Raw genomic sequence first — 26,516 nt, 5'->3', positions numbered from 1 at the left:
ACCCCAAGGTGTGACACGGGCTCAGGCGTCGGCGGGGGCGGGGGTCTTGCCTTTGAATTCGCACAGGTCGGCGATGATGCAGTTCCAGCACTTGGGCTTGCGCGCTACGCAGGTGTAGCGGCCATGAAGGATCAGCCAGTGGTGCGCGTCCATCAGGAATTCCTTCGGCACGAACTTCATCAGCTTCTGTTCGACGATATCCACGTTCTTGCCCGGCGCGATGCCGGTGCGGTTGGAGACGCGGAAAATATGCGTGTCCACTGCCATTGCGATTTGCCGGAAGGCGGTATTCAGTACTACGTTTGCCGTCTTGCGGCCCACGCCCGGTAATTGCTCCAGTTCCTCGCGCGTCTGCGGTACTTCCCCGCCATACTGCTCCACCAGGATCTGGCAGGTCGCGATGACGTTCTTGGCCTTGGTCTTGTACAGGCCAATGGTGCGGATGTATTCCGTCAGTTCTTCGAGGCCCAGATCCAGGATCGCTTGCGGCGTGTTCGCCACCGGATACAGCTTGCGCGTGGCCTTGTTCACGCCGACGTCGGTCGCTTGCGCCGACAGCAGCACGGCGATCAGCAGCTCGAACGGGGTAGTGTATTCCAGTTCAGTCTCGGGATTTGGATTGGCCTCGCGCAGGCGAGTGAAGATTTCTAGTCGTTTTGCTGGATTCATTTACTTTGGTCGCCCTCGCCACGTTTGCGGGCACGCTCCATGGCGGCGGCAATGATCTGGCGCTTGCGCTCCTTCTCTGCCGCCTCGGCATCGTTTTCAGGATTGAGTCGCTCCACCGCGGCGGCCTTGGAATGTGCTTTGGCGGCCAGGCGCGCATCGTTCTCCTCGCGTTCGCGGATCAGGCGCGCCAAACGGAAGTCGTGGCGGTCGCGCGCTTCGTCGGCTTGCGGCTGCGTCCAGGCATCCCAGCCGGTGGTCTCGGTCACCGGGTACATGACGATGCAATCGACAGGGCAGGCCGGCACGCACAGGTCGCAGCCGGTGCAGTCCTCCGGAATGATGGTATGCATCTGCTTGGCCGCACCCATGATCGCGTCGACCGGGCAGGCCTGGATGCACAGCGTGCAGCCGATGCATAGCGATTCGTCGATGAAGGCCACCGCGCGCGGGCGTTCGAAGCCGTTGACGGGATTCAGCGGAATGACCGGGCGACCTGTAACGCTGGACAAGCGGCGGATGCCTTGCGCGCCGCCGGGCGGGCATTGGTTGATGTTCGCTTCGCCGGACGCAATCGCTTCCGCATACGGTCGGCAGCCCTTGTAGCTGCACTTTGTGCATTGGGTTTGCGGCAGCACGTCCTCGATGCGGTCGGCCAGGGTCTTCGGATCAGTCACGGTCTGAGGCGATACGATAAAGCGCTATTATCCAATATCTGCGCGGCCTTTGCGGAAGTTGCTTTATGTCAATCTCCGTGGGATCATTACTCCTCTTTACATTAGGCGGGGAACCATGCGTGTTGTGCAGGTGATCGGTTGGGGGCTGGGCTTGCTGCTTGGGTGGCAAGGCTGCGCCGCTGCTGGTTCTTCAGTGCGGCTCGCATCGGACGAATGGCCGCCGTTTGTATCGGCCTCCTTGCCCGATAATGGCGTTTCCGGCGCCTATGCACTGGCAGTCTTTGCGCGCCTCGGAAGTGTCGCCACCATCGATTTTTATCCCTGGAAGCGCACCCTTGAGGTGGGCATGAACGACTCGCGCTACGCCGGCTTGCTGGCGGTCTGGCGCACGCCGCAGCGCGAAACACAATGCCACTTCTCTACGCCGATCGGTACCACTTCGAACGTGCTGGCGTATTTGAAGGAGTCGCCGCTGATCGCCTCCACCATGCGCGACCTGCGAGATGCCAGCATCGGCATTGTGGCCGGATATTCGAACGGCGAAGAGTTCGACGGGCTGCTGCGGCGCGGCTTGCTGCACGTGCAGGAGGGTGTCAACGACGAGACCAATCTGCGCAAGCTCCTGAGCAAGCGCTTTGATGCGATGGTGATCGAAAAACGCGTGCTGCGCCATCTGCTCGCCAGCCCGCGCTTCACGCGCGCCGAGCGCGAACGCATCGCCTTTTCGGACAACCTGTTCCATGAACGCACCGTCCACATCTGCTTCCAGCGTACCCCCGCCGGCCTGGCGCAGCAGCGCGCCTTCAACGAGGCCGCCCGCGATATCGACCTCCCCAAATTTGAACGCGACTACCTGCGCCGCCTCGACACCGACCGTCCAACCGTCAATTAAGCAATAAGGCTATACGAAACTATTCGTTGGCGATGCCGGCTGCCGCACTTACTCTGGCGCCTTCGACGGAGGAATCCATGACTGATGCTGTTGACCGCCACTGGGCGGAAGTGTTGTCGCCGCGCCGGCGCAATTACGAGCGATTCAAGGTGGAATTGGGCGACTGGAACCTGGAGCCGCGCGGCCCGCACGTCACTCCATCCTCATCTTTTTTATGCGCTCTGGGTCAATCGCTCGCAGCCCGTGAACGGCTATGGCATCAAGAAGCCCGGACAGGGCGAGCCGCGTGTTGAACAGATTTTCCCGAACACGCGGCCGAGCATGGCGATCGAAAAGACTTCCTAGGCCTTGCGCCGTTCGGCGAGTTCGAAGATTGCCATCCCCGCCAGCATGGCGATGAAGAAGATCCATGGCTTGCCGCCGCCGGTTGCAAGCGAGGTGATTACCGGGCCAGGACAGTAACCGGCCAACCCCCATCCGATGCCGAATGCGAGGCTCCCCAATACGAGGCGGCGATCGATATCGCGCGCAGTCGGCAGGCTGATCGGCGCGCCGAGGATGGCGCGGGTGCGTTTGCCTGCGATGCGGAAGGAGACGGTGCCGACCAGCAGCGCCCCCACCATGACGAATGCCATCGCGGGATCCCATTTACCGAATATGTCGAGGAAGCCCAGCACCTTGGCCGGATTGGTCATACCCGAAACGACCAGGCCCAGGCCGAAAATCAGTCCGGCCAGCAAAGAGGCGAGTGTGCTCATAGCAGGCCCCGCACCACAGCGACGGTCGCAAAACCCGCTGCCATGAAGGTAAGGGTGGCGGCCAGGGAGCGCGGCGAGAAGCGCGACAGCCCGCAGATGCCATGGCCGCTGGTACAGCCGGAGGCGTAGCGCGTGCCCACGCCAACCATCAAGCCGGCGACCACCAGGGTGCCGATGCTGGCATCAACTTGCGCTGCCGGCAGTACGGTGAAAGCGCCGTAGAGCAGGGGCGCGGCCACCATGCCGGCCAGGAAAGCGATGCGCCAGCCTGCGTCGCCGCCGGAATCGGGCTGGCGCGTGAAGGCCTTGCCAAGCAGCCCGCCGACGATGCCGCTGATGCCGGCAATTCGTCCGTTGAGCAACAAGAGCATGGCCGCACCCAGGCCGATCATGATGCCGCCTAAGAGCGGCGCGTAGTAAGTACTCATCTCCCTACTCCTTTGGACAGTAAAGTTTGTACAGCACCTGCAGCACCGCCATCGCCTCTGCACTGGCGATGCTATAAAAGATCTGTTTGCCTTCACGCCGCGTAGCGACCAGTTCAGCGTTGCGCAGCACGGTCAATTGCTGCGACAGGGTGGGCTGGGCGACGCCGGTTGCAGCTTCCAGCTCGCCCACGGAATGTTCGCCGTCGACCAGTTGGCAAAGCAGCAGCAGGCGGTCCTGGTTGGACAGGGATTTCAACAGCCCGGACGCGCGGCCGGCAGCGGCCTGCAAGGCAACAGGATTAATTTTCATATTATATAAAAAAGTATATTGTTTGCCGTAATAAAAGCCGGGCACGCGGACCCGGCCGGCTGAAGGGCTGGAGCCCTCAGCCGTGTTTTTTAATGAACGATGAGATACGCGGGCAAACCATCTCGCGCCAGCGGCGGCCGGAGAAGATGCCGTAGTGGCCGGCGCCCGGTACCACGAAGTCTTCCTGCATATTGGCCGGAATGCCGGAGCACAGGTCGTGTGCGGCCTGCGTCTGGCCGGCGCCGGAAATATCATCCAGTTCGCCTTCCACGGTCAACAGCGCCACGTTCTTGATATCCTGCGGACGCACAAACACGCCGTCCACTTCCCAGGTGCCTTGCGGCAGGCTGAAGTCCTGGAACACCGTCTTGATCGTGTCGAGGTAGTACTCGGCCGGCATGTCCAGCACTGCGTTGTATTCGTCGTAGAACTTGCGGTGCGATTCCGCCGGCTCGTCGTCGCCGCGCACCAGGTGCATGTAGAACTCGCGGTGCGACTGGGCGTGGCGGCCAGGGTTCATGGCGATAAAGCCGGCGTGCTGCAGGAAGCCTGGGTACACCTTGCGGCCAAAGCCCGGATAGTTAGGCGGCACCGCATAAATCACGGTGTTTTCGAACCAGGAAAACTTCTTTTCCACTGCCAGGTTGTTGACTTGGGTCGGCGACTTGCGCGGATCGATCGGGCCGCCCATCATCGTCATGGTCTTCGGCAGTTTCGGATCCTTGGCGCTGGCCATCAGGGATATCGCCGCCATCACCGGGACTGTCGGCTGGCAGACGGAAATCACGTGCAGGTCAGGGCCGAGCAGGCGGATGAATTCCTGCACATACCGCACATAGTCGTCCAGGTGGAACGGGCCGGCCGACAGCGGCACCAGGCGCGCGTCGATCCAGTCGGTGATGTAGACGTCATGTTCGGACAACAGGGACTGTACGGTGTCGCGCAGCAGCGTCGCATGGTGGCCGGACAGCGGCGCTACCAGCAGCACGGTCGGCTGCTTGAGGGCCTTGAACTCCTTTTCGCTCAAATCCTTGCGGAAGTGCAGCAGCTTGCAGAAGGGTTTGTTTTCGACGACGCGTTCGTCGATATGGACTTGCTTGCCATTGACCACAGCCTGCTCGATGCCGAATTCCGGCTTCTCGTATTCCTTGCCCAGGCGGTACATCAATTCGTAGCCCGCGGCGATACGCTGCGAGAACGGCGTGTGGGCGAAAGGCGAAACAGGATTGGTGAACAGCTTGGACGAGGCTTCAGCCCACTGCATCAATGGGTGCAGGAGAGAGCGTTGCATTTCGTGCAATTGGTAAAGCATAGTATGTCCCGCTGAAAATTGTGGCAATGCGCAAAGATGATTCAATTATAGGCCATTTATACATGACCTACAGCATTCCGCAGTACCTCCCAGAAAGTACATGAGCAAGGGCTAAGACCTTATGATTCCAACATAATACGAGCTTGAAAATAAAAAAAGCAGCGTTTCCGCTGCTTTTTTGTAGGATGCGTCCGAGGAATCAGTCGGATCAGTCGAACACCGGGGTTTCGACGCCCAGCACCTTGTGGAGTTTTGGCGACGTGGTGGTGTATTGCATATGGATCTTCTTGTCCGGGAAGATATATGGTGCAGCGCCGAAAGCGGCCAGTGCGGCCTCGTGGAAGCCCGACAGGATCAGCTTTTTCTTGCCTGGGTAGGTGTTGATGTCGCCCACGGCGAAGATGCCTGGCACATTGGTTTCGAACTTCTCGGTCGAGACCACTTTCAGCTGTTTGCGCTCGATATCCAGGCCCCACTCGGCGATCGGGCCCAGTTTTGGCGACAGGCCGTAGAACACCAGCAGCATGTCCAGCGGCACGCGGCGGGTCACGCCGTCGGCGCCGGTCACGCGCAGTTCGGACAGTTTGTCATCCCTGGTTTCGATGCCCGACACCTGGCCGACGATCAGCTGCATCTCGTATTCGTCGCACAGCTGCTTCATCTTGGCCACGGAGGCTGGCGCAGCGCGGAAGTCGTCACGGCGGTGCAGCAGTACCACGGATTCGGCTTTGCCGACGAAGTTCAGCGCCCAGTCCAGCGCGGAGTCGCCGCCGCCGCAGATCACCAGGTTCTTGCCTTCGAACTGGGCCGGGTTTTTGACGCGGTAGAACAGCTGCGAGCCTTCGAAGGCTTCGATGCCGTCAACCTTCATGGTGCGCGGCTGGAACGAGCCCACGCCGGCTGCGATGAAGATGGTCTTGGTGATGAGCTTGGTGCCCAGCGAGGTCTCGACGTCGAAACGGCCGTCTTCGCGCTTTTGCACGACGGTCACTTCCTGGCCCAGGTGGTAGGTCGCGCCGAACGGCTCGATCTGCTTCAGCAGGCCGTCGGTCAGTTCCTGCCCGGTGCACGATGGAATGGCTGGAATGTCGTAGATCGGCTTGTCCGGGTACAGTTCCACGCACTGGCCGCCAACGGCGCTGAGCGAGTCGATCACGTGGGCTTTGATCTCCAGCAGGCCGAGTTCGAAGACCTGGAACAGGCCGACTGGGCCGGCGCCGATGATGACTGCATCGGTCTCGTGGAGACCGCCTGGTGGGGTGCTGACGACATTCATAACGATTCTCATTCCATCTGAATAAGCGAACACCGCGTCAGGCGCGGTGTTGCACGGTGAATAACAGGCTGCTGGAAGCGATTAACGCTTCAGCAAGTGGGCCTTTTCCTTGACGTCCTTGAACTGCTCGGCTTCCGGCAGGGCAGGCTTGGTCTTGGTGATCGAAGGCCAGTTGCGCGACAAGTCGGCATTGATCTTGATGTATTGCTGCTGGTCGGACGGCACGTCTTCTTCGGCGAAGATGGCGTTGACCGGGCATTCGGCCACGCACACGGCGCAGTCGATGCACTCGTCCGGGTCAATGGTCAGGAAGTTCGGGCCTTCGCGGAAGCAATCTACCGGGCAAACATCGACGCAGTCGGTATAGCGGCAGGCGATGCAGGATTCGGTGACAACGTGGGTCATAACAGTCCTATCTATATTGAAGCGCTGGAGAAAAGCTCAGCAAAGCACTGTATTTTAAGGCAATCCGCTATTTCTCACAATTCGGGCTTAGATACAATCTAAATAAGCAAATTCGTGGCGTGCCTCTAACAGTCTTGCTTTCAAGCAGTAGAACGGATCAAATCGAGCAGATTTTGCCAGGGCGGACCGCCGGTCTCGACAAAGCTTAAGCTATGTCGTCGACGGCCGTCATCGGCTGTGATAGTCCATTGCCCCAAATCAGCGCCAATCGGGGGCGAAAAATTTTCCGCGGAGGTGAAAAAACCACTGGAGGCGAGGGCCGCCTCCAGCGCGGGACCGGCCGGGCTTATCTCCGTGTCAACTTCAAAGTGCTGGCTGAGGCCGGCAAAGCCGCCCCCGCCCGACGCGCTGATCTTCATTTTTCAGTGACTACCTCCCCGTGACGGCTACTGTAATTCTTGCACCAGGCGGCCAAAGCCTGGCGCTCGGCATCGAGTACGCTTTCCAGGTCGAAGTATTCGGCATGGTTCATGGTGCCGCAGCAGGCGCGGCGGTCCTGGCGCGCGTCGGGCGCATCTTCCACCATCGCCGGCAGTTCCAGGTTTTGCGGCTGGTCCTCGGTCAGCGGCAGCGGCGATACCACCACTTCGCGCAGGGCGAAGCGGTTGCGGATGAAGTTGGCATAGTCGACCGGTTTGCCGTCTTCCGCCGCGATACGCAGCATCTGGTTTACCACATCGGCGTATTTGGCGTTGGAGTCGGGGGCAGCAACCAGCGAACGCAGCACCAGGCTGCATAGATAGCCGGCAACGCTGTGCAGCACTGCGGCATCGTCGCGCAAGCCCGGGGCGCGCTCGAAGCCGAAGATGTCGGCCAGGATGTCATAGATGGCGCCGGTAAACACCTGCGAGATGGCATGGACCTCGTTGCCCGTCTCCGACAGCTTGAGGTCGTTGTCGGCATTGCGCAAGCCGTTCGGTCGGCCGAGCGCCAGGCCGAACTGCTCCGCCATATCCGCCAGGAAGGTCTTGTCGTGCAGGTCGGCCTTGGTTTGCGCGATCACCGCTTCCACCTGGTCGAGCTGGGACAGGGCCAGGAAAATCGCGGTCAGGTCGCCAAACGATTCGTGCAGGCCGCCCGTTTGCGGCGGCGCGCTGTTCAGGATCCACTTCGGTTTCAGCCCGTCCAGCACGGCGTGGCCGGTCTCGTGCGACACGATATCGAAAGAGCGGCAGGTAAACACGCGGCCGCTTGATCCGGTCGGCACGAAGTCGCCGAACTTCAGGGCGCGATCGTTGCGGCTGTAGTAGGCGTTCATCACATTCGGCAAGCCGTGCGGGAAGACTTCCAGTGGGTCGGTGTTGTGGCTGCTGTTCCAGGCCCAGGGCAGGGGGGCGTTTTGCTCGGCGCGCGACAGTACGCGCTGGTACATGGTCAGGGTCGAGCGCACCACGGCAAACGCGTGCACTGCGTCGAACTGGTCGGTGTCCGGCGCCATGATGAAGTCGCCGAAGGCATTCGGGCTGACCGGCGCAATGCCGGGCTGGCCGTAAGTGACGCGGGCATCGCGCGGGCCTTCCAGGATCACGCCGGGCAGGAAAATCTTGCGGGTGCCGAGTTCGTTCACGGACGGATCCTGTTTCCAGATCAGCACCCGCGCACCGGCGGGCGGCGCAGCGGCGGGACGCGTGGGCAACGCGGTATCTTTCAGGCGTGGCAGGCTGGGCTGCTGTAGCAGTTGCGCCGACTTGCGGTGCGCGCGGTACAGGGCGGATGGCGTCGGCACAAAGCTGACAGGCAAAGTCATGCACATATTCTCATCCATGATCACTCTCCCAAGGGCGGTTGAATGACCATGGTTACCCTGTCGGCGGCGCTGCCCTTTGATCCAGCACAAAGGTGTGTGCGTTAAAATAGCGCCTTTTGTGCTTTTTGATTAGCAGAGTATGGCCGATATCAACATCACCCAAGCCCACAGCCTGGAACCTGCGCAAGCGCGCGCAGCAGCAGAACAAGTCGCACAACGTATTGCCAAGGAATTCGACCTGGCCTGCCAATGGCATGGCGATACCCTGAAATTCGGCCGCAGCGGCGTGGAAGGCACGCTGACACTGGCCGAGAGCGCCGCCCACATGAATATCAAGCTCGGCTTCCTGATGGGCGCCTTCAAGAGTGCCATCGAAGGTAAGGTGGCCGAGAAGATGCGTTCGGTATTCGCTTCGGCTTAAGCAGTCCCGGTGGGATCGCCCACCGTTTCGTTCAGTGCCACCGCAGCGCGCACCAGTTCCAGTACGGTTGTGCGCTCGAGTTGCGTTTCCCTTCGCAGTGCCAGTGGGCGTAACTCATATTTGCCGCCGCCGGACATGCGCGGCTCAAGATGCAGCAAACGCTTGCCGCGCCAGAATCCAAATAGCACGCGTTCCTTTTCCGCGCGGATCAACAGTACTGGCCCGTTCGAAAAGTAGACCAGGGGCGTCCATTTGATGCGCCGCATTCTTCATGACTGATCCGCCTCAAGGAATCGGTGCAACACGTATGCGTCGACCAGCCCCTGTTCGCCGTGTCGGAACGCTTGCGGTAAGGTGCCGGCGATACTGAAGCCCAGCTTGCGATACAAGGCCACCGCCGGCGCATTCGTGCTGACGACGTAATTGAACTGCATCGCCAGGAAGCCTTCGCGCCGCGCCTGCGCCAGGCTGTGCTCGACCAGCGCGCGGCCAATGCCTTTACCTTGCGCCTGCGTGGCGACGGCGTAAGTCGCGCTGGCGACGTGTGCACCGTGGTCGGGATAGATTGCGCCCATCTTGTACATGCCGAGGATCCGCTCGCCCGCGCAGGCAACGTAAGCCGGGTGGCTGCTGAACCAGTGTAGCTGGAAGGTGGATTTCTCGAACCCGGCGCCGAATGGGAAGGAATCGCCGCCAGACAGCAGCGGCTGGAAGATGGCCCACATGGCATCAAGGTCGCCCGCCTCCGCGCGGCGGATCGTCGTTCCACGCGCAAGACGGTAGTGGACGTTGCCGTCATCCCCTGTTTCCCCGCGCTGCCAGCCCAGGGCCTGGTAGAGGCGATCGGCGCGGGTGCCGGCAGCGGTGGAAAGGCTTACCGCGTGCGCGCCGCTGGCGAAGAGCCAGTCGGCCGCGAGCTGCAAAAGGCGCTTGCCTGCGCCCAGCCCCTCATGCGCCGGATCGACGAACAGCGCCCAGATTGAACTGTCGTCACGCGCTGCGTAAGAGAATCCGATGACGATGCCATCGCGCTCGCACACCCAGCCCCGGCCCAGGCGCTCAAGGTAATCCTCGTACATCTGTTGCGTAATGCGTGCCGGATTGGACAGCGCATTTTCGCGCACGGCCAGCCTGATTGCGCCCATGGCGGGGATATCGGCAGTCGTCGCGCGGCGGAATTGAAGTGTCATGCGTTGGCGTCGGATTATAAAAAGCGCAACTCTAGCATGCCTGCCGGAAGCGGTGGCTAGCCCGCGCGCCACCGGGCAGGCGCAGGCCGTCGTGGCGGGAAAAAATCAGGCCAGGCGCAGCGATGCCGTCCTCTTCAGCATGGTCTTGACGATGATCTTGTGCAGCGGTGCGACCGGCAGCATGTACAGGCGCCCCAGCCAGTTATGGATATGGACTACGGTGGTGACGCTGACCGCACCTTGCGGCGCTTTGCAGACGGACAGCACCACGTCCAGGTGCTTGTCCGAGTCGCCCAGCAGCACTTCGTCCGGCGACAGGTAAAGCAGGGAGAAGATGCCAACACGGTCGCCGACGCGATACCCAGTAAGCGGTTTAGCGGTGCGCAAAGCGCCCAGGTGGCCCAGGTTTTTCAGGCCGACCAGGCCGGCCAGCCGGTTACGTACTGCCATGAGCCGGTTCACCCAGCCAGGTGTCTGGCCTACAACCTGCAGATAAAGCTCCAGCGCGCAGATGTCGGCGTCCGGTGCCGCGATCTGGTAGCAGTCATGGAAATAAGCACCCGGCAGGAGCAGGCTGGCCTGGCTGCCGGCCGGCGCCGCGCCTGAAGTGACTGCACCGTGCATCACTTGCGCAGCAGCGCCCACAAGGAATAGCCGCCAGCGACGGTGCCGACCGGAACATTGAACAGGGCGAAAATGCTGAAGATGATCAGCGGTGTGCGAGCGGCGCGCGATCCATTCAAGTATGCGATGGCGGAGCCGATTTGCAGCAGGCAAAGCGCAACCAGTACGCCAAAAATGATGCTGCCCGCACCCATGATGAATTCAACGACATTTGGGGCATTGCGGACGATTTCCGCCAAAGCGCGGAAGAAGACGGCCATGCATGCCAATAACAGCAAAGAGAGGAAGCCGAGGACGATGTGGACGATCGCGGCGATTTTGGAGTGGTTATCCAGCATTTGACTATTATTTATTTTGCAAATGCTGCAGTGTGCAGCGCCGCGCCGGTTTTGACAAGCGCAGCGCCGGAAGCGGGAAGATTACTTCAGGCTTTCGATCAGGTCGATGTACTGCTGCTTGGCGTCGTCCTGGCTGGTGCCGGCCAGCGCTGCCCATGCGTCGAACTTGGCGCGGTTGACGAAATCAGTCATGCCTGGACGCTCGCCGGTAGCATCGCCTGCCGAGCCTTGCTTGAACAGGGCGTAGATCTTCAGCAGCGTCATATTGTCTGGGCGTTCCGGCAGGTTCTTGGAATCGGCCATCGCTTGGTCAAACTGTTCTTGCAGGCTCATGGTTTTACCTTTGGATAGTGGGGTGTGTGAAGCGCCATCATACAAAAGAAAACTTGCCCTGCCTTAGAGTATAGGCTCCAAATTCGCTACTCCTGCGTCACCACGGTTGGCAGGGACCAGGCGCCATCGGGGGCAATCATCCGGCACATGCCAGTCGTGGATGCCGCGATGAGCTGGAATTGCTTGCCGTTCCAGCCTCTGGTTTTGAACTCCCAGCAGTCACCGCGACCACGTCCCTTGTGAAGCTCTCGGATCTTGCCTGCGGCATAGTCGGCGGCGGTGGTGGTCACCAGCACAGGCCGGAATGGCGGCTTGTCGCTGACCACCCAGTAACCGGCTCCGGCGTTGTAGGCCGCTATCCAGCAGCGCATGGATACCAGCATTTTGGTGGAGGAGAGCCGGACCGCTCTGAGCGCACTCAGCTTCTCGTCTTCAAACAGTTCTTCGCATTCATCCGGCTTCGCGCTGGCGCGCAGTGCCGCAACCAGGGGCTTGCGGCGCTGCGAGATGAAGCGGCCATCGGCATCTTCAGGAAGACCGCTGCGGCGCCTGTATCCGATACTACTCCCCATAGCTCGTTTTCCCGGAGCAGTTCGACGGCGGCATGGTCCGGCAAAGCGTCCAGTAGCGCCGCAACCTGCGCCTGCGAAAGCTCGGCCACCATCGTTTCCTTGACAAATTCCAGCGATCCCGCTGCCGTGTCGTTGATCCAGAGTTCGAGCTTGAATTTTGCCGGCAAGCGTTCCTTCGCGTCATTCATGTCAGCATGGGCGAGCATGAACTGTCCGTTGACTTGCTGGCTGGCGCCAGCTTGCCTGGTCAGAAGAACGGAGGCCGAGAGGCCGTCAATGCGGTCGCCACCGTATCCGGCTGCGCGGCAGGTGCCGGTGTTGTCGCAGGCCAGCTCCCATTCCTTGTGTGCGAAGTACAGTCCGGACGGGCTGAAAGCGATGGCGTACAGCGGCAGCAGCGCCGTGGCGAGGGCAAAAATCAGGCGCATCGATTTTCCTGTAGTTGGTGCGGTGTGCGCCGCACAATAAAAAACGGCGGTTCAAGACAAGCCATTTTTGGCCAGCCTTGAACCGCCGTTCTGGCGGTAAGCCCGAAGAATTACTTCTTCTTGGTTGGGTTCACAGCGGCTTTCAGGGTCGCGCCAGCCGAGAACTTAGGGGTCTTGGATGCAGCGATCTTGATCGCTTCGCCGGTTGCCGGGTTGCGGCCTTTGCGCGCTGCGCGCTTGGCGACGGAGAAGGTGCCGAAACCGGTGATGCCAACGGTGTCGCCCTTTTTCAGACGCTCGGTAACGATCGCGATCAGGGTGTTAATTGCTTCGTTAGCAGCTGCGCCGGACATTTCGGTACGCTTCGCAAATTCTGCAATCAGTTCGCCTTTTTTCATTACTACCTCCTTGGTTAATGGAGCGCGCAGATTAGCACATTAATTGAAAAAAGTGTGTACCGTTTTTGAAGAAGCCCATATAGTGACTGGCTCGCCACGAAATACGGGACGGATTCTGGCGAAAACCTCAGCTAGTTTAAGCTTTTTCGCCGCCCCGCCCCGGCTTGGTGCATCATTGTGCGGAGCCTTCAACTGCGGTGTTTCTGCCGGCTTGAGCGTTGAAACCGGCGTTGACACTTGCGTTGGCGGAAGCGCTTTTCGGCGACTGCTGCGGTGCGGATTGGCTGCTGCCGCCGCCATTGCCACCGCTGCTGCGGGGGGCTTTGCTGGCATTGGCGGAACTGTTCGCCGAGCTGTTTGCCGAGGCGTTTGCCTGGCGGTCGGCGCTGCGCACCAGGTTTGCACCCAAGCCGGACGAAGTGCTTCCACTGCCTGAAGCGGAACCGGATTTTCCGCCGTCCGAAGTAACGCCTGGCGCGCTGTTTGCCGCGCTGTCGGCGCTGCCGCTGACGGCGCCGGCATTGCGTGCAGCCTGGGCGCCGAGGGAATGAGCGCCTGCCGCTCCGCCTGCCAGTCCGCCAACCAGTCCATTCGCACTACCGCTGGCCGCGCCATTCGAATTGCCGCTGGCATTGCTGCCTGCTGCGCTATTCGAGGCTTGGTTGGCGGCGCCATTTGCGGCACCGTCAGCGTTGCCGCCGGCCGCGCCGGCATTGCGCGCGAGGTTGCCGGCCAGGTTGGCAGTGCCGTTCGCTGCGCCGCTGGCATCCAGGCCGCGCCGGGCAGCGTTGTTTGCCGCCGAATCGGCAGCAGCTGTGCGAGAGGCGTTGGCAGCGGCACTGCCCGCCGCATTGCCCGCGATATCCGCACCAGCACGGCCGCCGCGCATGGTACTGCCGGCGATATCGCCGGTCATTCCGCCGCGCATTGAACCCATGCCGCCACCGAAAGCACCACCGATGCCGCCGCCGATATTTCCGCCAAGCGCGCCGCCGAGAGGGCCGGCGTGGGCGATGGATGCGGCGCTGGCGGCAGCGATAAAGGCAGCGCGGATGAGGGTTGCGATGTTGGTTTTCATATCAGTTCTCCTTGGTCTGGCTGCGGGAAATCCGCCGCTTACATACAGAGAACGAACCAGGTTCGGGATTTCTTCCATTCATCCGAAAAAAAATTCAAAAAACTTTTTCAGCGGAAGGCGGAAGGGGGAGTGCGCAGGTTTTCGCCGACCACGCCGCGGCCGGTGCCGTCGCCGGCTGCGCTGGCGCCGGCTGCCAGGGCAGCCAGCGCGCTGGCCGCTTGCGCCGGGGAGGGGGAAGGCAGGCGCGGCGCCAGCAGCGCCGCCACCAGCGGCGCGGCGAAACTGGTTCCGCGCACCAGCTTGTATGGCGGAGTGCCGATAGCGGCGGCCGCCATCTGGCTGCCCGGCGCCGCAAACATCACTTGCGGACCGCGCGCAGCCTCCGGCAGCGGATGCCGTTTCGGGTCAATCCCCGTGACGCCTACCACGCCGGGGTAGCTGGCCGGATAAAGAGGAGGAGCGGCCGGGCCGTCGTTGCCCACGGCCGCCACCAACAGGTGGCCGCGTGCCACCATTGCCTGCACCACGCGGCCCAGCATCTGGTTGGGCGGGCCGACCAGGCTGATATTGATGACGCCGACCTGTTCTTTCGCCAGCCAGGCCAGCGCCTGCACGATCTGGCTTGCCGAGCCGCCGCTCGGCTGGTCGCAATAGATATCTGCGGCATACAGCTTGGCGCCCGGCGCCGCGCCCCTGAACCTTTCGGACTTGCCGATCATCAGGGCGCCAACCGCCGTGCCATGGGCAGCCGGGTGCGTCGCGCCGTCGCAGCCCCAGCGCACGATACGGGAGTTTTCGAACACCTCGTGGCGGTCATCGATGCCGCTGTCGACCAGCCCCACGCGTACGTCGCCGCCGCCAGTCTCCATCCGCGCCGCGCCAGGCGGGGACAGGGCCGATGTGCCGCCCGCCGCATCGGCACCTGTATACACATGGTTGAAATCGTAGCTGCCGCCAGGATCGGCAGCGCGCAGCATGGCCAGCGCATCCGCCGTAGCGACACCATCCGGCACCCGCAACGTCACCAGCGACTGCCCGAGCTCCGGCATATCCTGCCGGCCGGCCACCGTCATCCCGGCGGCGGCGGCGGCCGCAAGTCCGGCGCCGGATGGCGACCACGCCAGGATCTCCCTGCGCACGATCGGGAATCCGGCAGGGTCCGGCTCCAGCAGGGCTGAATGCCGCTGCAACAATTCGCGCACATTCAGCGACCGAAGCTGGTCCGGCGCCACCTTGCGCGGCAGTTCGGTGGAATCCAGCAGCTTCTCGCGCAGGCGATCGCGCAAGCCGTTGTCGCCCAGGCGTGGCGACAGGCCGCCCGGCAACTGCGGCAATCCCGGCCGGCCGATTTGCGCTGCCGCCTGTCCTGCGCCAGCCAGTAAACCGAGGGCCAGCAGCAGGCAGCGGCATGTACGCAACAGGGAATAAGTCGGGCGCAAGGTTGGCATGGTCGGATGATAATATAGGCTAACGGTATCTATTCTGTATTAACGATGGAGAGAGGGAAGAAAATCCCCGCCCCGTTCGTTATCTTCATATGATGGACAACGATAGCTCCCTGCACGAGGAAATCGCCACACTGTTGCCGCGGCTGCGGCGTTTCGCCCGTACCCTGGCCTGGCACCGCGAAGATGCCGACGACCTGGTCCAGCTCTCCGTGGAGCGCGCGATCGTGCACAGCAGCTCTTACCAGCCGGGAACCCGCCTGGATAGCTGGTTGTTCCGCATTATTAAAAATGCCTGGATTGACGAAGTGCGCTCCCGTACCCGCCGCAGCGAGCTGTTTGCGCCGGAGGAGGAGGGTGAGCACGTAGGGGACGATTATGCCGAAGCTCACCAGCAGCGGATGGCGGTGCAAAAGGCTGTCAGCCTGCTGAGCGAGGAACACCGGCTGGTGGTCGGCCTGGTGCTGGTGGAAGGCCTGCCATATAAAGAGGCAGCTGAAGTGCTGGAAATCCCGGTCGGCACCCTGACCAGCCGCCTGGCGCGCGCCCGCACGGCGTTGCAAGAAATGTTATCGGAACAAGCGAGGACGGTATGAAGAGTTTTTCCGACGAGACCTTGATGGCTTATGCCGACGGTGAACTGGATGAGGTGACCCGCCGTGCGGTGGAAGACGCCATGCGCAAGGATGCCGCGCTGGCGCGCCGCGTGGCCCAGCACAAAGCCATGCGCAACGACGTCTTTGCCGCTTTTGCCCCGGTGGCGGAGGAGGCGGTGCCGCCAAGGCTGGCGCAGCCGCTGCGCCAGGCTACGGTGGTCAGCCTGGATTCCGTGCGTGCCCGGCGCGAGGCGGAGCAGCAGGCCGCGCGCAAGGCCAGCCGCGGCCGGCGCTGGTCCTGGCCGGAATGGGGCGCGTTAGCGGCGATGCTGATGGTGGGCGTGATGGCTGGCCACTATGGCGTCGGCATGCTGCCGCTCGACCGCAGCGAAACGATCGCCAGCCGCGATGGCGTGCTGGTGGCGCAAGGCCGCCTGGCGACGGCGCTGGACCAGCAGTTGGCCGGCAGCGGCGGCCCGGTGCGCATCGGCACCAGCTTCCTGGCGCAGGACAACAGCTACTGCCGCAGCTTCACCACCGCGCAGGAAATGTCGGGCCTGGCCTGCAAGCAGGGCGGCGCATGGAAGGTGCAACTGGCGGTGCAAAGCCAGGGTAAGTCACAGCAGGGGGAATACCGGCAGGCGGCGGCGGATATGCCGACGCAGGTGTTGGATGCGATCGACCAGCGAATCGCCGGCCAGGCGCTGGACGCGAAAGCGGAGCAGGAGGCCGTGCAGCGCAAATGGCAGCGCTAGGCCTCCGTCCGGGGGCTGATTAAACGCCCAGCAGTTCCACGTCGAAGATCAGGGTGGCGTTGGGCGGAATCACGCCGCCGGCGCCGCGCGAGCCATAGCCCAGTTCAGCAGGGATGATCAGCTGGCGGGTGCCGCCTACTTTCATGCCTTGCACGCCTTCATCCCAGCCGCGGATCACCATGCCTGCGCCCAGGGCGAACTCGAACGGATCGTTACGGTCCTTGGAGGAATCGAATTTCGGGCCTTTGCTGCCGTCGTCGTTGCGCAGCCAGCCGGTGTAGTGAACAGTGACGTTCTGGCCGGCTTTGGCTTCGGCGCCATCGCCAACGTTGATGTCGTCGTATTGCAGGCCGGATGCGTTAGTGATGATAGTCATGTGGATTCCTTAGAAATGTGGGGCTTAGGCCGCGATTGTAGTGCATTCACGGCCGATACCCATTAAATGTTGTCGGCAATAACTTAATACAAGACGTTTGACCGTAAAATACTGGTTGGCTTAACCAATAAGCGAGTTTTCATGTTCCGCAGTATCCGTAGCGCAGCAGTTTCATTAGCTTTGCTGGCAGGCGTGCAGCCTGTCCAGGCAAACGTTGTCGTCGTGCTCAATTCGCGCGATGCCACGGTCCAGTTGCTGGACCAGGTAAGCTACAAGAGCCTGCAAACCTTCCCGGTGGGGAAAGAGCCCCACCACTTGATGGCCACCCCCGATAACAAGTCGCTGATCGTCGCCAGCGCCGTGGGCAACGAGCTGGTATTCCTGGATCCGGTGACCGGCCAGGTGCAGCGCCACGTCAAGGATATCCTCGACCCTTACCAGATCGGCTTTTCGCCGGACCAGAAGTGGTTCGTGGCGACTTCGCTGCGCCTGCACCGGCTTGACATCTACTCCTACAACGGCAAGGAAATGACGCTGGCCAAGCGCATTCCGCTGCCCAAGCTGCCCAGCCACGTGGCTTTCGACGCCAGGAGCAGCACCGTCTTTGTCACCCAGCAGGGCAGCGACCAGGTCAGCGCGATCGACCTGAAGACGCAGAACGTGCTGTGGACCATCCCGGTCGGCAAGCTGCCGGCGGGTATCGCCATGACGCCGGACGACAAATACCTGCTGGTCGGGATCATGGGCAGCGACTACGTCGAGGTGATCGACTGGCGCACCCGCCAGACCGTCAAGCGCATCAAGGCCGGCGCCGGCACCCACAACTTCCGCGCCCTGGGCGATGGGCGCTACACCTATGTGTCGAACCGGGTCTCCAACACCATCAATATCATCGACCAGAAGACCCTGGAGAACGTCGGCACCATCGATGTGCCCGGCGGGCCGGATTGCATGGAAATCACCGCCGACCGCAAATACATGTGGACCACGCTGCGCTGGATCAAGAAAGTGGCAGTGATCGACCTGCAGCAGAAAAAGGTCGTCAAGATGATCCCGGTCGGCCGTTCGCCGCACGGCGTCTTCTTCGCCAACTCTTCCGCGAGGATGTAATGCGCTGGCAGGCTTGCGTGCTGGGACTGGCCGCTGCGGCGGCCGGCGGCGCGTCGGCGGGCCCGCAATGCCGCGCGACCGTCTACCTGACCTTTGACACCGGCAGCCAGTCGCAGGCCGAGCTGATCGCCTCCGTCCTGGCGCGGCAAAACGTCAAGGCCACCTTCTTCCTGGCGAACGAAAAGACCGTCAAGGGCGATTACAGCCTGGACCCGTCCTGGCAAGCCTATTGGCGCGCCCGCGTAGCCGAGGGACACGCTTTCGGCAGCCACACCTTCGATCATACTTACTACGTGCGCGATGCCGCCAACGGCAAGATCACGGTCAAGCCGCAATTCGGCGCCCACGCCGGCAAGGCGCAGGACTGGACGCCACGGCAGTATTGCGAGGAGCTGCGCCGCGTCGACCAGCGCTTCCACGAACTGACCGGCAAGGCGCTGGACCCGTTCTGGCGCGCCCCCGGCGGCAAGACCAGCGCACGCACGCTGGCGGCCGGCAAATCATGCGGCTACCAGCATGCGGCATGGGCCATGCCGGCCGGCTTCTCGGGCGACGAGTTGCCGGTGGAACGCGCCAGCAATGCGCAATTGCTGCAGCGCGCGCTGGACGGCCTGCGCGACGGCGACATCTTCATGGCCCACATGGGCATCTGGTCGCGCAAGGACCCCTGGGCGCCGGCCAACCTGGAACCGCTGATTGAAGGCCTCAAGCTGAAAGGCTTCTGCTTCGCCACCCTGAGAGAACACCCGGACTACCGCAAATGATTCAATTTTTCCTGGACCTGCTGGGCCAAGCCCAGGGCTGGCTGTTTGAAAACGCCATCCAGCCGGCCATCTACTTCAGCGGCATGGGCGACATCACCGAAGAAGCCTTCGAGGGCACCGAATGGCTGCTGATCGGGCTGGCCGAGCTGCTGCTGATCTTCCTGGTGCTGCGCCCGCTGGAGGCGGCCATCCCGGTGCACCAGTTCAGCGACAGGCGCGCGCGCTGGAATGACTTCATCTATACCGTGCTGCAGCGTATCGGCCTGATCCCGCTGCTGCTGTTCTTCACGCTCGACCCGCTGATGGACGCCATCGCCGGCGCCCTGCACATGGAAGGCGTGCAGCCCTTCAACCTGGAAAACCTGGTCACCAATATGCACCCGCTGGCCAGCTTCGCCATCTACCTGCTGGTGCTGGACTTTGCCGATTACTGGTTCCACCGCGCCCAGCACAAATTCAACTGGTGGTGGGGCCTGCATAGCCTGCACCACAGCCAGCAGAACATGAACCTGTGGAGCGACGACCGCAACCACCTGCTGGACGACCTGCTGCGCGACATCGTGATGGCGGTGCTGGCGCTGGCCATCGGCGTACCGCCAAGCCAGTACGTGCTCCTCGTATCGCTGTCCCGTATCGTGCAAAGCCTGCAACACGCCAATGTTCGTATACACTTCGGCCGCATCGGCGAACGGCTGCTGGTGTCGCCGCGCTACCACCGCATGCACCACGCGATTGGCATCGGCCATGAATCGAAAGGGCAGGGCACGCTGGGCGGTTGCAATTTCGCCGTGCTGTTCCCGATTTGGGACATTATTTTCCGCACTGCTAACTTCACGCCGCGCTTCGAAGCGACCGGCGTGCGCGACCAGTTGGCGGGCCGCGACTACGGCCGCGGCTTCTGGGCCCAGCAATGGCTTGGCCTGAAACGGATGTTTGAATATTTGAGAAAGAAACCGAGTTAATTAATGCGCGCAGTTATCAACGCTTACGGCAGGGCCCTGCTGTCCCAGTTCCACGGCAAGATTTTATTGCTGAGTATTGTTCCTTTCATTTTGTCAGTCGCACTGTGGGCGCTGCTGCTGGGGTTTGGCCTGCAGCCGCTGCTGGACTGGCTGCACGGCTACTACGTTGGATTCGAGGTCTACCGCGTCACCAGCGACTGGCTGCAATCGATCGGCCTGGATGGCTTGCGCAACGTCCTGGTGCCACTGTTTGCGCTGCTCCTGCTGCTGCCCTTGATGATCGTGACGGCCATGATTTTCATCGGCGTGGCAGCCATGCCCTTCATCGTGCGCCACGTCGGCGGCCGCCATTTCCCGCAGCTGGAGAAAAAGCAGGGCGGCTCCATCCTGGGCGGCGTGCTCAAGGCCTTCGGCGCTTTCGGCATTTTCGTGGTGGCATGGCTGTGCATCCTGCCGATGTATGTCTTCCCGCCGCTGGCGGGCCTGGCTACCGTGCTGCTGTGGGGCTGGCTCACCAGCCGCGTCATGAGTTATGACGCGCTGGCCGACTACGCCAGTGCGGAAGAATTGTCCAAGCTGCAGCGCGAACACCGCTGGCAGCTGATGTCGATCGGCGTGGTGTCCGGCCTGGCGGGTTCGCTGCCGGCCCTGGTGTGGGTAGGCGGCGCCGCTGCGGCGATTGCCTTCTTCCCTATCCTGCTGGCGGCATCGATCTGGGTCTACGTCGTGATTTTCATCTTCACCGGCCTGTGGTTTGAGTATTATTGCCTGCAAGCGCTGGCGCAATTGCGCCATGCTCCATTTGAGGAAAGCCTATGCGAATCGGATTGATCATCATTGGCGACGAAATCCTGTCCGGCAAGCGGACCGACCAGCATTTCCCCAAAGTGGTGCAGCTGCTGGCGGAACGCGGCCTGCAACTGTCATGGGCGGAGTTCGTCGGCGATGACCGCGAGCGCATCACCGCCACGCTGAAACGCACTTTCGCCAGCGGCGATATCGTGTTCTCCTGCGGCGGCATCGGCGCCACGCCGGACGACCATACGCGGCAGTGCGCCGCTGCCGCGCTGGGCGTACCGCTGCTGCTGCATGAGGGCGCGAAGGACAGCATCCAGCAGCGCGTGCGCCAGGTGGCGGAAGAAAAAGGCGAAGTTGCCGACCTCGCTTCGGCGGAAAACCTGCAGCGCCTGCAGATGGCCGAATTCCCGCAAGGTGCGGCGCTTATTCCAAATCCGTATAACAACGTGGCTGGATTCGCGCACGGCACGCATTACTTCGTGCCCGGCTTCCCGGTGATGGCGTGGCCGATGATCGAATGGGTACTCGACACGCATTACGCCGACCTGTTCAATCGTGAGGCCCGTGCTGAGCAATCGGTGTTAGTGTACGAAGCAGCGGAAGCAGCACTTACTCCGCTGATGCTGGCCCTGGAAGCAGCCTGGCCGCGCATCAAGGTCTTCAGCCTGCCAAGTGTGGGCGATGCCAAGACCCGGCGCCATATCGAGCTTGGTGTGAAAGGCGATCCGCCCCAATGCGAGGCTGCATTTATCCAAATGTGCCGTGAGCTCGATGCCCTGAAAGTGGAGTACGCGAAGCCCTGAATCCACAGTGTGAAAAGGGTGTTAACTGCTCTTGCAACGGCGCTCACAAAAGGTGTGAAGCGCCGTTGTTTTTTTGCGAAACTGATACGCGAAGTTTAAATATTTTGCGAGTTGCCCCGTGCAGTGCGCGCCGATGTGGTGCAATGGTAATCAAGCAGAAATACTCTGCGTGTACTGTCCGGTTTGAACACTATGTTAAGCAATCGTCGTTTTCGCCGGCCCCGAGTTGTCGTCCGAGCGGTGCGCAAGATGCGCGCCGGTGCGGCAGCGATTGGATACGGCGGCAACAGGCGGCGTTTGCGCTCGGTACCTATGCCTTCCCAACAAGATCACGAATCAAGCTCCTTCGAACCACACGAACCAACCGAGACAGCACCACCGCCTCCATCCGAACCCAAAAAGGGTTCACGTCTGCGCAATGCGTTCATTGTGCTGGTACTGGTGCTGCTGACGGTGGCCGGCGTCTGGGGCTATCACGAGACCCGCACCTCGACGATGCAGGCGAAGGTGTTCACCGACCTGGTCGGCAAGCTGACCTACAAGGTGGAGCCGGGGCCGAGCAAGTCGATCCGCTTTCCGCACGACAGCCCATACGATGAGCGCCTTGGCTACGCCAACCTGCCGGACTACCTGGACAAGCTGAAAGCACGCGACTACGAGGTCACCTCGCAGGCCCGCTTCTCGCCGAAAATGGTGGAGCTGAGCGACATGGGCGTGTTCGCGACTTATCATGAAAAAACCCGTACCGGCCTGTCGATTCTCGATTGCCGCGAGCAGCCGCTGTTCACCGCCAGCTATCCGGAGCGTATTTACGGCAGCTTCGAGCAGGCGCCGAACGCGCTGGTGCAAAGCCTGCTGTTCATCGAGAACCGCGAACTGCTGGACAACAAGTATCCGAAGCGCAATCCGGCTGTTGAATGGGACCGGCTGTCCAAGGCCATCCTGGAAAAGTCGATGAGCGCCGTGGGCGCCGGCGGCCACCGCGCTGCGGGCGGCTCGACGCTGGCGACCCAGATCGAGAAATACCGCCATTCACCGGAAGGGCGCACCGGTTCGATGAAGGACAAGCTGCAGCAAATGGTGTCGGCTTCGCTGCGCGCGTACCAGCAGGGCGAAGATACCACCAAGGTACGGCGCCAGATTGTGCTCGACTACCTCAATACGGTACCGCTGTCGGCCAAGCCCGGCTACGGTGAAGTGAACGGCGTGGGCGACGGCATGTGGGTCTGGTACGGCCGCGAATTCGATGAAGTGTCGCGCCTGTTGGGCGGCAAGATGGACCAGCCGGGCAGCCCGCTGGCCTTCAAGGAAGCGCTGTCGCTGCTGATTGCACAGCGCCGCCCGAGCTACTACCTGGGCGAAGGCGATGAGGACCTGGAAGTACTGGCCAACAGCCACCTGCGCCTGCTGGCGAGCGCCGGCATCATCACGGCGCAGCTGCGCGACGCTGCGCTGAAGGAGAAGCTGCATCCGGCCAAGGGCAGCGGCGTGCAGGCGGCGCCGCCGATGACGTATGTGACCAAGAAAGCCTCGAACGCGGTGCGCGTGCACTTGGCCAACCTGCTGGGCGACAACCGCATGTACAACCTGGACCGCCTCGACCTGTCGGTGAACACCACGCTCGATGCTGAGACCCAGAAGACCGTGACCGCCATGCTGCGCCAATTGCGCGAGCCGGAAACCGCGGTGCAGGCCGGCCTGACCGGCAAGGGCATGCTGGGCAACGGCGACCCGGCCAATGTGGTGTACAGCTTCACGCTGCTGGAGCGCGGCGAGCACGCCAACTACCTGCGCGTGCAGACCGACAACTACGACCAGCCGCTGGACATCAACGAAGGCGCCAAGCTGGACCTGGGTTCCACCGCCAAGCTGCGCACCCTGGTGACGTACATGGACATCGTCGACCAGCTGCACAAGAAGTATGGCCAGATGGACGCGGCGCAACTGAAGAAGGTCAACGTCGACCAGCGCGACCGCCTGACCACCTGGGGCATCGAATACCTGGCCATGACGCCGATGGACAAGCGCGACTTGCCGGCCATGCTGCAGGCGGCGCTGGAGCGCAAGTATTCGGCCAATCCGGGGGAAGGTTTCTTTACCGGCGGCGGCCTGCATTACTTCGGCAACTTCAGCAAGGATGACGACTTCAAGATCATGACGGTGCGCGAGGCGCTGCGCCGTTCCACCAACCTGGTGTTCGTGCGCCTGATGCGCGATGTGGTCAAGTATTACTCCTTCCAGATGCCGGGTTCCTCGCAGACCCTGCTGACCGACTCCGACGATCCGCGCCGCGCGGCCTACCTGGCGCGCTTCGCCGACAAGGAAGGCAAGGAATTCCTGTACCGCTTCTACGCCAAGTACAAAGGCAAGAAGACTTCGGAGCTGGACGCGATCCTGCTCGATACGATCCGCCCGACGCCGGTGCGCCTGGCGAATATCCACCGCACCGTGTATCCGAATGCGACGCTGGCGGAATTCGACAAGTTCGTGAACGACAACCTGAAGGTGCAGAACGATGTGCCGGAAGAGCGCCTGGCCAAGATGTACGAGCAGTACGCGATGGACAAGTGGAGCCTGGCCGACCGCGGCTACCTGGCTGCCGTGCACCCGCTGGAACTCTGGCTGGTGGCCTACCTGCACCAGAATGAAGGCGCTTCGCTGTCCGACGTGGTTGCCGCCAGCGAGAAGGAGCGCCAGGAGGTCTACCAGTGGCTGTTCAAGACCCATCACAAATACGCGCAGGACAAGCGCATTGCCGGCCTGCTGGAAATGGAGTCCTTCATGGGCATCCATCGCCAGTGGAAGAAGATGGGTTATCCGTTCGATTCGCTGGTGCCGTCGTATGCGACCACGCTGGGTGCTTCGGCCGACCGTCCTGCCGCGCTGGCCGAGATGATGGGCATTATCATCAACGGCGGCGTGCGCAAGACAACGCAGCGCATCGAGTCGCTGCATTTTGCGAAAGGTACGCCGTACGAAACCACGGTTGCGCGCAACAAGTCGTCTACCAATGAGCAGGTGCTGACGCCGGAAGTGGCGCGCGCGGTGGCGGATGCGATCCGCGAAGTGGTGTCGGACGGTACGGCGCGGCGCGTGAAGGCGGCGTTCGTGGGCTCGGACGGGCAGATCATTCCGGTGGGCGGCAAGACCGGTACCGGCGACCAGCGTTTTGACGTGTATGCGGCGGGCGGGCGCCTGATCGAATCGCGTTATGTGAACCGTTCGGCGACCTTTGTGTTCAATATCGGCGAGCGCTTCTTCGGCTCGATGACGGCTTATGTCCATGGGCCGGAGTCGAAAAACTACGACTTCACTTCGGCGCTGCCGGTGCAGCTGCTGACGGTGCTGGCACCTTCGCTGATGCCGCTGATCGAACCGAATGCGCAGAAGGCGGCGCCGGTTGTGACGGCGATGGCGGCAAGCAATGCGCCGGGCGGAGTGCAGCCGGTGGCTACGGCTGCCTTGGCGGCTGCCACTGCGGCCGCATTTCCTGCCGCACCGCTGCGCGCCTGCGGCGCCCGCTAAACCCGGTAAGCCCGGGTCAGACCCAAGGGTCTGACCCTGCCGAAAGTCAAAAACCTCAAACCCTGCCTGCGGCGGATGCGCCGCACGGGTCAGACCCTTGGGTCTGACCCAGGTTTACCGGTTTACAATGCGCGCATGAAACTCATCACCAAGTTCACCCGCATCAGCCTGCGCGACCTGCTGGTCTCGTTCGCCCCCACCGTCCTGCTGATCGCCGGCGCCTGTGCGCTGGCCTACTGGATCATCGACCCCACCCCGCCGCGCGTGGTCAAGCTCGCCACCGGCCAGGAAAACAGCGCCTACGAAAACATCGGCAAGCGCTACGCGCAAGCGATGGCCAAGCACGGCATCAAAGTCGTCCTGCAGCCAAGCCAGGGCTCGCAGGAAAACCTGCAACGCCTGAATAAAGGCGAAACCGACATCGCCTTCGTGCAAAGCGGATCCACCAACGAAGCCGAAGCCGAGCGCACCGGCCTGGTCTCGCTGGGCAGCCTGTTCACCGAGCCGCTGTGGCTCTTCATGCGCGACAGGAAAGCCGTCACCAGCCTGACCCACCTGAAAGGCATGAAGGTCAACCTCGGTCCCGAGGGCAGCGGCGTGCCGCGCCTGTTCCGCCAGGTATTGCAGATCAACGGCCTGCACGTCGGCGACATCAAGGCCAGCGACCTGGAAAACACCCCCGCCACGGTGGAACTGCTGGAAGGCCGCATCGACGCCCTGGTGTTCGCCGCCGCCCCCGACGACCCGCTGATCCAGATGCTGCTGATGACGCCCGGGATCAAGCTGTTCAACTTCACCCAGGCCGAAGCCTATGCACGCCGCCTGCCGTACCTGACCCACGTCACCCTGCCGCGCGGGATCGTCGACCTGGGGCGCGACCTGCCGGCCCGCGACTACCACCTGATCGCGCCGACGGCGACCCTGGTGGCGCGCGAAGACTTGCATCCGGCCCTGGTCGACCTGTTCGTGCAGGCCGCCAGCAGCATCCACAGCGGGGCGGGCTGGTTCCAGCAGCAGGGCCAGTTCCCTTCGCCGCGCTATACCGAGATTCCGGTCGCGCATGAAGCGGCCAAGTTCTACAAGGACGGGCCGCCTTTCCTGCAACGCTATATGACCTTCTGGCTGGCCAACCTGTTCGACCGCCTGTGGGTGGTGCTGCTGGCCACCGGTGCCCTGATCCTGCCGCTGTCGAAAGTGGTGCCGCCGTTGTACGTGTGGCGCATCCGCTCGCGCGTCTACCGCTGGTACGGCCAGCTGCGCTCGGTGGAGCAGGGCGTCGATGAAGGCAAGCCGCGCGAAGAACTGCTGCACCGCCTGGACCAGATCGAAGAGCGGGTCAATCGCCTGACCGTGCCGCTGTCCTTTGCCGATGAGTTCTACGGCCTGCGCAACCACATCGAGTTTGTGCGCCAGAAGCTACGTACAAACACGTAAAACAACTTGAAAGTGTTGTATCCGCGAGAACCTGA

At 62.2% G+C, this 26,516-nt stretch carries 32 protein-coding genes; 11 read left to right on the top strand and 21 right to left on the bottom strand.

What is annotated here, in order from left to right:
- Positions 1-21: 21 nt before the first annotated feature.
- Together nth and rsxB are read right to left on the bottom strand one after the other, a co-directional pair.
- Positions 22-669 carry an endonuclease III gene (nth, locus tag ASE26_RS04190; RefSeq protein WP_055933048.1) on the bottom strand — a complete coding sequence of 216 codons (648 nt, stop codon included), beginning with the start codon at positions 667-669 and terminating at the stop codon, positions 22-24.
- Entirely contained in the window at positions 666-1,343 is a 678-nt protein-coding gene (rsxB, locus tag ASE26_RS04185; RefSeq protein ID WP_055933051.1) for an electron transport complex subunit RsxB, read from the bottom strand. The genes nth and rsxB overlap by 4 nt, the downstream gene beginning before the upstream one ends.
- A 115-nt stretch (positions 1,344-1,458) precedes the next feature.
- On the opposite strand from rsxB, the gene ASE26_RS04180 reads away from it, so the two are divergent.
- Positions 1,459-2,235 (top strand): ABC transporter substrate-binding protein, encoded by a 777-nt coding sequence (locus ASE26_RS04180; protein ID WP_055933054.1) that lies wholly within the window; start codon positions 1,459-1,461, stop codon positions 2,233-2,235.
- 341 nt (positions 2,236-2,576) lie between these two features.
- Here the strand turns inward: ASE26_RS04180 and ASE26_RS04175 are convergent, their stop codons facing one another.
- From ASE26_RS04175 to ASE26_RS04140, 8 genes are all read right to left on the bottom strand, one after another.
- Positions 2,577-2,993: a DUF6691 family protein gene (locus tag ASE26_RS04175; RefSeq protein WP_055933057.1), complete on the bottom strand. Its 417-nt coding sequence runs from the start codon at positions 2,991-2,993 to the stop codon at positions 2,577-2,579.
- The gene (locus ASE26_RS04170; RefSeq protein WP_055933060.1) at positions 2,990-3,421 is read right to left on the bottom strand and encodes a YeeE/YedE family protein; all 432 of its coding nucleotides are present in this window, start codon (positions 3,419-3,421) and stop codon (positions 2,990-2,992) included. Before ASE26_RS04170 ends, ASE26_RS04175 begins: the two co-directional genes overlap by 4 nt.
- A gap of 4 nt (positions 3,422-3,425) precedes the next feature.
- Positions 3,426-3,731 carry a metalloregulator ArsR/SmtB family transcription factor gene (locus tag ASE26_RS04165; protein WP_055933062.1) on the bottom strand — a complete coding sequence of 102 codons (306 nt, stop codon included), beginning with the start codon at positions 3,729-3,731 and terminating at the stop codon, positions 3,426-3,428.
- A gap of 76 nt (positions 3,732-3,807) precedes the next feature.
- A complete protein-coding gene (locus tag ASE26_RS04160; RefSeq protein ID WP_057245650.1) occupies positions 3,808-5,043 on the bottom strand; it encodes a polyhydroxyalkanoate depolymerase in 1,236 nt (411 codons plus the stop codon).
- 208 nt (positions 5,044-5,251) lie between these two features.
- Positions 5,252-6,319 carry an NAD(P)/FAD-dependent oxidoreductase gene (locus ASE26_RS04155; protein ID WP_055933068.1) on the bottom strand — a complete coding sequence of 356 codons (1,068 nt, stop codon included), beginning with the start codon at positions 6,317-6,319 and terminating at the stop codon, positions 5,252-5,254.
- Positions 6,320-6,400: 81 nt separating this feature from the next.
- On the bottom strand, positions 6,401-6,724 hold the full coding sequence (gene fdxA / locus ASE26_RS04150; RefSeq protein WP_055933073.1) for a ferredoxin FdxA: 324 nt from the start codon (positions 6,722-6,724) through the stop codon (positions 6,401-6,403).
- A 140-nt stretch (positions 6,725-6,864) separates the two neighbouring features.
- Positions 6,865-7,143 (bottom strand): protealysin inhibitor emfourin, encoded by a 279-nt coding sequence (locus ASE26_RS04145; RefSeq protein WP_055933076.1) that lies wholly within the window; start codon positions 7,141-7,143, stop codon positions 6,865-6,867.
- A complete protein-coding gene (locus tag ASE26_RS04140) occupies positions 7,140-8,549 on the bottom strand; it encodes a hypothetical protein (RefSeq protein ID WP_055933080.1) in 1,410 nt (469 codons plus the stop codon). Before ASE26_RS04140 ends, ASE26_RS04145 begins: the two co-directional genes overlap by 4 nt.
- Before the next feature lie 121 nt (positions 8,550-8,670).
- Between ASE26_RS04140 and ASE26_RS04135 the strand changes: the two genes are divergently transcribed.
- Entirely contained in the window at positions 8,671-8,952 is a 282-nt protein-coding gene (locus ASE26_RS04135; protein WP_055933084.1) for a polyhydroxyalkanoic acid system family protein, read from the top strand.
- On the opposite strand, the gene ASE26_RS04130 is transcribed toward ASE26_RS04135, so the two are convergent.
- From ASE26_RS04130 to ASE26_RS04080, 10 genes are all read right to left on the bottom strand, one after another.
- Positions 8,949-9,218, bottom strand: coding sequence for a hypothetical protein (locus ASE26_RS04130; protein WP_057245649.1), 270 nt, complete (start codon positions 9,216-9,218; stop codon positions 8,949-8,951). The two genes, ASE26_RS04135 and ASE26_RS04130, sit on opposite strands and share 4 nt — an antisense overlap.
- 3 nt (positions 9,219-9,221) lie before the next feature.
- Complete coding sequence (locus tag ASE26_RS31365) at positions 9,222-10,142, bottom strand: GNAT family N-acetyltransferase (RefSeq protein ID WP_156409866.1); 921 nt, start codon at positions 10,140-10,142, stop codon at positions 9,222-9,224.
- 105 nt (positions 10,143-10,247) lie between these two features.
- On the bottom strand, positions 10,248-10,766 hold the full coding sequence (locus ASE26_RS04115) for a DUF2867 domain-containing protein (RefSeq protein WP_055933092.1): 519 nt from the start codon (positions 10,764-10,766) through the stop codon (positions 10,248-10,250).
- Complete coding sequence (locus ASE26_RS04110; protein WP_057245648.1) at positions 10,766-11,104, bottom strand: hypothetical protein; 339 nt, start codon at positions 11,102-11,104, stop codon at positions 10,766-10,768. The genes ASE26_RS04115 and ASE26_RS04110 overlap by 1 nt, the downstream gene beginning before the upstream one ends.
- Before the next feature lie 81 nt (positions 11,105-11,185).
- Positions 11,186-11,437, bottom strand: coding sequence for an acyl-CoA-binding protein (locus ASE26_RS04105; RefSeq protein WP_028100729.1), 252 nt, complete (start codon positions 11,435-11,437; stop codon positions 11,186-11,188).
- 86 nt (positions 11,438-11,523) lie between these two features.
- Complete coding sequence (locus ASE26_RS31820) at positions 11,524-11,913, bottom strand: DUF1176 domain-containing protein (protein WP_255357536.1); 390 nt, start codon at positions 11,911-11,913, stop codon at positions 11,524-11,526.
- On the bottom strand, positions 11,856-12,437 hold the full coding sequence (locus ASE26_RS31815) for a DUF1176 domain-containing protein (RefSeq protein ID WP_055933101.1): 582 nt from the start codon (positions 12,435-12,437) through the stop codon (positions 11,856-11,858). Before ASE26_RS31815 ends, ASE26_RS31820 begins: the two co-directional genes overlap by 58 nt.
- A gap of 110 nt (positions 12,438-12,547) precedes the next feature.
- Positions 12,548-12,835 (bottom strand): HU family DNA-binding protein, encoded by a 288-nt coding sequence (locus ASE26_RS04090; protein WP_028100727.1) that lies wholly within the window; start codon positions 12,833-12,835, stop codon positions 12,548-12,550.
- Positions 12,836-13,007: 172 nt separating this feature from the next.
- On the bottom strand, positions 13,008-13,913 hold the full coding sequence (locus ASE26_RS04085; RefSeq protein ID WP_055933105.1) for a hypothetical protein: 906 nt from the start codon (positions 13,911-13,913) through the stop codon (positions 13,008-13,010).
- Between the two features lie 107 nt (positions 13,914-14,020).
- Positions 14,021-15,361 carry a S8 family serine peptidase gene (locus ASE26_RS04080; RefSeq protein ID WP_057245647.1) on the bottom strand — a complete coding sequence of 447 codons (1,341 nt, stop codon included), beginning with the start codon at positions 15,359-15,361 and terminating at the stop codon, positions 14,021-14,023.
- Between the two features lie 89 nt (positions 15,362-15,450).
- On the opposite strand from ASE26_RS04080, the gene ASE26_RS04075 reads away from it, so the two are divergent.
- Together ASE26_RS04075 and ASE26_RS04070 are read left to right on the top strand one after the other, a co-directional pair.
- Positions 15,451-15,954, top strand: a complete 504-nt coding sequence (locus tag ASE26_RS04075) for an RNA polymerase sigma factor (RefSeq protein WP_082507390.1) — start codon at positions 15,451-15,453, stop codon at positions 15,952-15,954.
- The gene (locus ASE26_RS04070; RefSeq protein ID WP_055933111.1) at positions 15,951-16,709 is read left to right on the top strand and encodes an anti-sigma factor; all 759 of its coding nucleotides are present in this window, start codon (positions 15,951-15,953) and stop codon (positions 16,707-16,709) included. The genes ASE26_RS04075 and ASE26_RS04070 overlap by 4 nt, the downstream gene beginning before the upstream one ends.
- 19 nt (positions 16,710-16,728) lie before the next feature.
- Here the strand turns inward: ASE26_RS04070 and ASE26_RS04065 are convergent, their stop codons facing one another.
- Complete coding sequence (locus ASE26_RS04065) at positions 16,729-17,085, bottom strand: FKBP-type peptidyl-prolyl cis-trans isomerase (protein ID WP_055933114.1); 357 nt, start codon at positions 17,083-17,085, stop codon at positions 16,729-16,731.
- Positions 17,086-17,226: 141 nt separating this feature from the next.
- On the opposite strand from ASE26_RS04065, the gene ASE26_RS04060 reads away from it, so the two are divergent.
- From ASE26_RS04060 to ASE26_RS04030, 7 genes are all read left to right on the top strand, one after another.
- Entirely contained in the window at positions 17,227-18,195 is a 969-nt protein-coding gene (locus tag ASE26_RS04060; RefSeq protein ID WP_055933117.1) for a cytochrome D1 domain-containing protein, read from the top strand.
- Positions 18,195-18,959 (top strand): polysaccharide deacetylase family protein, encoded by a 765-nt coding sequence (locus ASE26_RS04055; RefSeq protein WP_057245646.1) that lies wholly within the window; start codon positions 18,195-18,197, stop codon positions 18,957-18,959. Before ASE26_RS04060 ends, ASE26_RS04055 begins: the two co-directional genes overlap by 1 nt.
- On the top strand, positions 18,956-19,921 hold the full coding sequence (locus ASE26_RS04050) for a sterol desaturase family protein (RefSeq protein ID WP_055933123.1): 966 nt from the start codon (positions 18,956-18,958) through the stop codon (positions 19,919-19,921). The genes ASE26_RS04055 and ASE26_RS04050 overlap by 4 nt, the downstream gene beginning before the upstream one ends.
- 3 nt (positions 19,922-19,924) lie before the next feature.
- Positions 19,925-20,752, top strand: coding sequence for an EI24 domain-containing protein (locus tag ASE26_RS04045; protein WP_057245645.1), 828 nt, complete (start codon positions 19,925-19,927; stop codon positions 20,750-20,752).
- Positions 20,737-21,522: a molybdopterin-binding protein gene (locus tag ASE26_RS04040; RefSeq protein ID WP_055933129.1), complete on the top strand. Its 786-nt coding sequence runs from the start codon at positions 20,737-20,739 to the stop codon at positions 21,520-21,522. The genes ASE26_RS04045 and ASE26_RS04040 overlap by 16 nt, the downstream gene beginning before the upstream one ends.
- A 429-nt stretch (positions 21,523-21,951) precedes the next feature.
- Positions 21,952-25,047, top strand: coding sequence for a transglycosylase domain-containing protein (locus ASE26_RS04035; RefSeq protein ID WP_373922084.1), 3,096 nt, complete (start codon positions 21,952-21,954; stop codon positions 25,045-25,047).
- 135 nt (positions 25,048-25,182) lie between these two features.
- Positions 25,183-26,481, top strand: coding sequence for a TAXI family TRAP transporter solute-binding subunit (locus ASE26_RS04030; protein ID WP_057245644.1), 1,299 nt, complete (start codon positions 25,183-25,185; stop codon positions 26,479-26,481).
- Positions 26,482-26,516 lie beyond the last annotated feature (35 nt).

The organism is Duganella sp. Root198D2 (assembly GCF_001428585.1).
Classification (GTDB): Bacteria; Pseudomonadota; Gammaproteobacteria; order Burkholderiales; family Burkholderiaceae_D; genus Rugamonas.
Note: the sequence above shows the minus strand (reverse complement) of the source record. Positions and strands in the feature narration are given on the sequence as shown.

Bases quoted from the DNA above. Each gene is read 5' to 3' on its own strand.
- ASE26_RS04115 (WP_055933092.1), bottom strand. From the start codon at position 10,766: ATGCACGGTGCAGTCACTTCAGGCGCGGCGCCGGCCGGCAGCCAGGCC.
- ASE26_RS31365 (WP_156409866.1), bottom strand. From the start codon at position 10,142: ATGACACTTCAATTCCGCCGCGCGACGACTGCCGATATCCCCGCCATG.
- ASE26_RS04030 (WP_057245644.1), top strand. From the start codon at position 25,183: ATGAAACTCATCACCAAGTTCACCCGCATCAGCCTGCGCGACCTGCTG.
- ASE26_RS04160 (WP_057245650.1), bottom strand. From the start codon at position 5,043: ATGCTTTACCAATTGCACGAAATGCAACGCTCTCTCCTGCACCCATTG.
- nth (WP_055933048.1), bottom strand. From the start codon at position 669: ATGAATCCAGCAAAACGACTAGAAATCTTCACTCGCCTGCGCGAGGCC.
- ASE26_RS04040 (WP_055933129.1), top strand. From the start codon at position 20,737: ATGCGAATCGGATTGATCATCATTGGCGACGAAATCCTGTCCGGCAAG.
- ASE26_RS04170 (WP_055933060.1), bottom strand. From the start codon at position 3,421: ATGAGTACTTACTACGCGCCGCTCTTAGGCGGCATCATGATCGGCCTG.
- ASE26_RS04135 (WP_055933084.1), top strand. From the start codon at position 8,671: ATGGCCGATATCAACATCACCCAAGCCCACAGCCTGGAACCTGCGCAA.
- ASE26_RS04145 (WP_055933076.1), bottom strand. From the start codon at position 7,143: ATGAAGATCAGCGCGTCGGGCGGGGGCGGCTTTGCCGGCCTCAGCCAG.
- ASE26_RS31815 (WP_055933101.1), bottom strand. From the start codon at position 12,437: ATGCGCCTGATTTTTGCCCTCGCCACGGCGCTGCTGCCGCTGTACGCC.
- ASE26_RS04085 (WP_055933105.1), bottom strand. From the start codon at position 13,913: ATGAAAACCAACATCGCAACCCTCATCCGCGCTGCCTTTATCGCTGCC.
- ASE26_RS04180 (WP_055933054.1), top strand. From the start codon at position 1,459: ATGCGTGTTGTGCAGGTGATCGGTTGGGGGCTGGGCTTGCTGCTTGGG.
- ASE26_RS04090 (WP_028100727.1), bottom strand. From the start codon at position 12,835: ATGAAAAAAGGCGAACTGATTGCAGAATTTGCGAAGCGTACCGAAATG.
- ASE26_RS04045 (WP_057245645.1), top strand. From the start codon at position 19,925: ATGCGCGCAGTTATCAACGCTTACGGCAGGGCCCTGCTGTCCCAGTTC.
- ASE26_RS04105 (WP_028100729.1), bottom strand. From the start codon at position 11,437: ATGAGCCTGCAAGAACAGTTTGACCAAGCGATGGCCGATTCCAAGAAC.
- ASE26_RS04075 (WP_082507390.1), top strand. From the start codon at position 15,451: ATGATGGACAACGATAGCTCCCTGCACGAGGAAATCGCCACACTGTTG.
- ASE26_RS04165 (WP_055933062.1), bottom strand. From the start codon at position 3,731: ATGAAAATTAATCCTGTTGCCTTGCAGGCCGCTGCCGGCCGCGCGTCC.
- fdxA (WP_055933073.1), bottom strand. From the start codon at position 6,724: ATGACCCACGTTGTCACCGAATCCTGCATCGCCTGCCGCTATACCGAC.
- ASE26_RS04140 (WP_055933080.1), bottom strand. From the start codon at position 8,549: ATGGATGAGAATATGTGCATGACTTTGCCTGTCAGCTTTGTGCCGACG.
- ASE26_RS04060 (WP_055933117.1), top strand. From the start codon at position 17,227: ATGTTCCGCAGTATCCGTAGCGCAGCAGTTTCATTAGCTTTGCTGGCA.
- ASE26_RS04070 (WP_055933111.1), top strand. From the start codon at position 15,951: ATGAAGAGTTTTTCCGACGAGACCTTGATGGCTTATGCCGACGGTGAA.
- ASE26_RS04130 (WP_057245649.1), bottom strand. From the start codon at position 9,218: ATGCGGCGCATCAAATGGACGCCCCTGGTCTACTTTTCGAACGGGCCA.
- ASE26_RS04155 (WP_055933068.1), bottom strand. From the start codon at position 6,319: ATGAATGTCGTCAGCACCCCACCAGGCGGTCTCCACGAGACCGATGCA.
- ASE26_RS04050 (WP_055933123.1), top strand. From the start codon at position 18,956: ATGATTCAATTTTTCCTGGACCTGCTGGGCCAAGCCCAGGGCTGGCTG.
- ASE26_RS04055 (WP_057245646.1), top strand. From the start codon at position 18,195: ATGCGCTGGCAGGCTTGCGTGCTGGGACTGGCCGCTGCGGCGGCCGGC.
- ASE26_RS04110 (WP_057245648.1), bottom strand. From the start codon at position 11,104: ATGCTGGATAACCACTCCAAAATCGCCGCGATCGTCCACATCGTCCTC.
- ASE26_RS04065 (WP_055933114.1), bottom strand. From the start codon at position 17,085: ATGACTATCATCACTAACGCATCCGGCCTGCAATACGACGACATCAAC.
- ASE26_RS04175 (WP_055933057.1), bottom strand. From the start codon at position 2,993: ATGAGCACACTCGCCTCTTTGCTGGCCGGACTGATTTTCGGCCTGGGC.
- ASE26_RS04080 (WP_057245647.1), bottom strand. From the start codon at position 15,361: ATGCCAACCTTGCGCCCGACTTATTCCCTGTTGCGTACATGCCGCTGC.